General features: G+C 45.4%; 5 protein-coding genes and 1 pseudogene. All 6 read right to left on the bottom strand.

The window, feature by feature from the left end; translation table 11 throughout:
* Nucleotides 1–107: 107 nt before the first annotated feature.
* Nucleotides 108–599 carry a nucleotidyltransferase domain-containing protein gene (locus DW724_RS15115; protein WP_009263190.1) on the bottom strand — a complete coding sequence of 164 codons (492 nt, stop codon included), beginning with the start codon at nt 597–599 and terminating at the stop codon, nt 108–110.
* A gap of 386 nt (nt 600–985) precedes the next feature.
* On the bottom strand, nt 986–2,101 hold the full coding sequence (locus tag DW724_RS15125) for a relaxase/mobilization nuclease domain-containing protein (RefSeq protein WP_117699305.1): 1,116 nt from the start codon (nt 2,099–2,101) through the stop codon (nt 986–988).
* Complete coding sequence (locus DW724_RS15130) at nt 2,062–2,382, bottom strand: MobC family plasmid mobilization relaxosome protein (protein ID WP_117511031.1); 321 nt, start codon at nt 2,380–2,382, stop codon at nt 2,062–2,064. Before DW724_RS15130 ends, DW724_RS15125 begins: the two co-directional genes overlap by 40 nt.
* Entirely contained in the window at nt 2,379–2,627 is a 249-nt protein-coding gene (locus DW724_RS15135; RefSeq protein WP_117511033.1) for a hypothetical protein, read from the bottom strand. The genes DW724_RS15130 and DW724_RS15135 overlap by 4 nt, the downstream gene beginning before the upstream one ends.
* Nucleotides 2,624–2,812 carry a hypothetical protein gene (locus DW724_RS15140; RefSeq protein WP_147326067.1) on the bottom strand — a complete coding sequence of 63 codons (189 nt, stop codon included), beginning with the start codon at nt 2,810–2,812 and terminating at the stop codon, nt 2,624–2,626. Before DW724_RS15140 ends, DW724_RS15135 begins: the two co-directional genes overlap by 4 nt.
* 822 nt (nt 2,813–3,634) lie before the next feature.
* Nucleotides 3,635–4,063 (bottom strand): annotated as a pseudogene (locus DW724_RS15150) (hypothetical protein); the annotation flags it as partial.

Below are 4,063 nucleotides of genomic sequence, written 5' to 3' on the forward strand. Positions count from 1 at the left end.
TCTACACCTCACTCCCTCTCGCCTTGACCGCTAATCTTATCAATGAAGTATTTTACCTTTTTCTTCGTACCGACAAACTGAAATTTATCTTAGAAATTACAGCAATGTTATTTTGATAAACTTTCAAGAATTGAAATATCATGCTTATCTTTATCTCTTAATTCATAACCTGAATGGAAAACTTTTTGGCCTTTTAAAGATATACAAGGAATTGTTTTGCCTTCAAAAAAAACACTACCAAAGTAATCTTTTTCAAACTCATACCATCCACCCTCTAAATCAGCTTGTTTTGAAGTTCCGTCCTCATTTAAAACGAACGGGTGAATGTCTAAGTAACCAAGTTCATCACTATATAACTCTATTCTAACCGGTTTCCAGTCTGTATCAATTTTATAGCCCAGATTCAAAAGCACATTTAACAATTTTTCCGTATGTTGAGCATCAAAATTTATATCTATATCTCTATGAATTCTTGTTTGTTTACCAGCTAAAATATCTACACCCCATCCGCCATCCAACCAGTATGTAATTCCAGTATTTTCGAATAATTCTATTACTTTCATTAAATCTTCTTTTGTTGTTATTTCTTTTCTACCCATACAAAGTCTCCTTTACAACTTCTATATAATTGTTTAGTTAAGTCAATATCAATATCTAATTGCCAAGGCTCAAAATCAAAAATCATGGTCATCACACTCCTTTTTAAAATTCCGATTTGTCGTTTTCTTTTTACTTACCAATCATACCATACAACAGCATAAGAAACACTAAGATATTGCAGACCATACCGCCCCAAAACAGGTACAGCTTCAAACCCTCATACCTAAAAAAGCTGTTTTTGCTTTCCTCCAGTTCCCGGACTTTCTGCTTCATTACGCTTGTAAGTGTATCAGACTGCTTCTCAAGGGCTTTTGTTGCCCTTTGTACAGCCTCTATATTCGCCTGTAATGCCTTTCTAACCTCTTGGACGGTACTTTCTCTAACCTCATCTCTCAGGCTCCCAATTTCGGCTGATATGGCGTTCTGAAGCAGTTCGTTGCCGTTCTCTAACTGCTCTACGTTCTTCTTCAGCTCGCTGATGAGCTGCCTGCTCAGTTCGGCGTCTCTCTGCCTGTTCTGCTCTGCCCTTGCTTGTCCTTGATTTGACTGCTTCATCAATTCCTCGCAGCTCTCGCTCGACAAAGCTAAGGCTTCCTTCAGCAGGCTGTTCTCCAGCTCTGTCCGGCTCTGTCGGTTCAGTTCTTGGAGCTGTTCTCTCGGACTTGCCTGCTCTGACTTCTGCTGTTCGTGCATTTCTCTCAAACTCATGCTCCAGTTCCTCCTTTCCAAAACCCATGTTATAGTATTTTTCCAGCTTATTATTACGAATTTTGCAAGCCTTTTCTCCTGCCTGTTCCCTGGCTAAGTCAGTATATGTGATGTACTTGTGGCTGTCCTGCCAGTCCACTCCGTACCCTCTTTCATTCATCAGCCGGATAAAGGTTTCCCGGCTGGTCGCTATTTCCTTACAGTCCAGGACTGCCAGGGCAATGTCCTGCACATAGCTTTTGACCTTTCCCTGCTCTGCCTGTTTCAAAAGCTGGTAGGTGTCTTTACTCCATGCCACTGTTTCCTCTCGTTCCGCTCCTTCAAAGGTCTTTCCCTTTTCCGGGACGTGCAGCCCCTGCTCTTGGCTCTGTGCGTTGCACCGCTCCTTCAGCTCCCGAAGGTCGGCACTGCTCCACTGGAGCTTGTGCCCGTCCTCAAAATTGACGGAATTGACGATAAAGTGCGTATGGATATGGTCTTTGTCCTTATGGGTAGCCACAAGCACCTCAAACCCTTTCCATGCCGGCGTATTCTCTGCAAGCTGTAAGGCGTTCCTGTGTGCCTGCTCCGGCGTGATTTTCTCGTCCTTATGGTAGCTCTGGACAAAATGCTTGTATGTCCTTCCCCCGGTTTTCTCCCATAGTTCCTTGGTAGCCTGCATTTCCTCCTTTGCTGTCTCTGCTTCACAATGCAAACCGCTGACAAGCTTCTCCTCTGTCTTTTCTTCTTTCGTCACATAATCAATCGCCTGTCCTATGCCTGCCTTTGAAGATACCGCCTTAATAACTGCCATACTTGCTTCAGCTCCTCCCCTTGTTCCCGCACCTCGGCTTCACTTGGCAGCACTCCGCCCTCATTACACCTCTTTGCTATCTGGTTGAGGTTGTTCCCGATCCGCTTCAGCTCCGGGATAAGTTCTTTGATACCGTCCGTATTCACGATCTGCTTCTCCAGCACACAGGAAAGGATATACTCCTGCTGGTTCTTCCCGCTCTGGAAAACCTTCTCCTGCAACTGCTGGTATTCTTCCTCGTTTACCCGGAAAGATAGCTGTTTCGGTCTTGTCTTGTTCATGGCTGCTTTCCCTCCAGTTCCCGGACAATGTTCTCTTTTCCCCGGATAACCTGCACATCGGCAAGGACTTTCGGGGTGTCCGTTGCAAGTCCTACCATTTTCCCGACACATAACTTAATACAGTACACGCTTTCCATGAGGTCTGCTTCGTCTGAAAAAGACGTTTCATAGTCGGCACTTCCGTCGGCATAGCTCTTTTTGATAATGGCGTGGTATCTGCCAATCTGAAACGCTCCTACTTTCATACCCTTTTCCCCCCTAATTCTCTTTCGTGCAAATCATCTGCGTATTCAAAACCATATTCCTGTGCGGCTATCTGCTCCAGCCTTGCCATGGTCTTTCTTGCCTCCCACTGTGCTTCTTCACTACGGGCTGTCTGAAAATCCAGCACTGCCAGATGATACTGATTTTCGATATACTTCTTGTCCATGATGACCTCACTTTCCCGATGGTAACACCACCGCATGACGAGCCTTCCGGCTCTGATTTAAGGGGGATTGAAGGGGGGCTTGCCACCCTCACAAGTTCTAAAGTGGTAACACTTTAGGGAACTTGCAATATATACGCTACACATATTATAGTATGGTGGTAGCACTTTTGTCAAGCGGATATATTCGTGCGTATATTCTGCCAAGAATATAGTGGAGCTTACTTCCTCTTGGGCGACTTTGGGAGTGTAGGAGGGAGACAGTCAAGGGCTTGTTTTTTATCTGCAGTATGAGCTTCGGCTTGCCGATCAGCGAGTACAGCAGATAAAAAATGGTCGCAGACTACCCTTTACTTTCTTCCGCCGGAACGGACAATGAAGCACAGGGGGAAGTAACGGAACGGACGGACAGCCGTTTTCCCCTCCGGCATGATAGCCAACAAAAAAGAGCGTCAAGGGTAAACTCTGCGGTCTTTCGACCGCCCTTGACACTCTTTTCCTTATGGCTCTGATGATAAACAAGGGAAAATGGCTTATTGTGGCATTTCTGCCTCTGTGGTATAATATCCAGCGTTGTCGCACCCAATCTGGCAACAGAAAGGGGGTGTACTCGTGGAAATTATTATATCCTTTTTGGTTTCCGTTATGGCAGGCGTAGCCAGCTACTACATCTGCAAATGGTTAGACGGAGACGACAGTGACAACTAACCTAAATGAAAGCCCCAGAGCTGCAACTCTGGGGCTTTCGCTTTGTGTACTCGTGGTACTATATCCTTTTTAGCTATCGCCATTATAGCATATTCAGATAGCCATTTCAAGTATGCCCTACTTCCACCACTTGTAAACGGTGGGCTTGCTCAATCCTGTCTCCCGTATGCAGTCTGCTTTCTTTCCTGCCGGGTGGCTCTCCTGCCATTCTCTGACTGTCTGCTCCGCTGTTCCACTCCCTTTTGGTCTACCCTCTTTTACTTCTTCTCCTAACTGCTTTTTTAAAGCTTTCATAGTATTCATAACCTTTACATGGTCTTTTTGCTTTCTGTAATTCCGCTTATTGGCTGGTATCGTAACCTTTGTGTTATCCTCTATCCATTCCCGGCTTGCTATCGTTGACAGCCTTTTTCTGTCCCCTTTCAATGCCCGGAGAGCGTCTTTCACATCTGCCCGGCTGAAATGGTTGTCCTCGTCCTCGGTAAGACTCTCTAAATGGTCCAGGAACGCATAGGCGTCTCTCCGTATCTTCTGCTCGGATATGCC

It is taken from the genome of Butyricicoccus sp. AM27-36 (assembly GCF_003480945.1).
Taxonomy (GTDB): domain Bacteria; phylum Bacillota; class Clostridia; order Oscillospirales; family Butyricicoccaceae; genus Agathobaculum; species Agathobaculum butyriciproducens.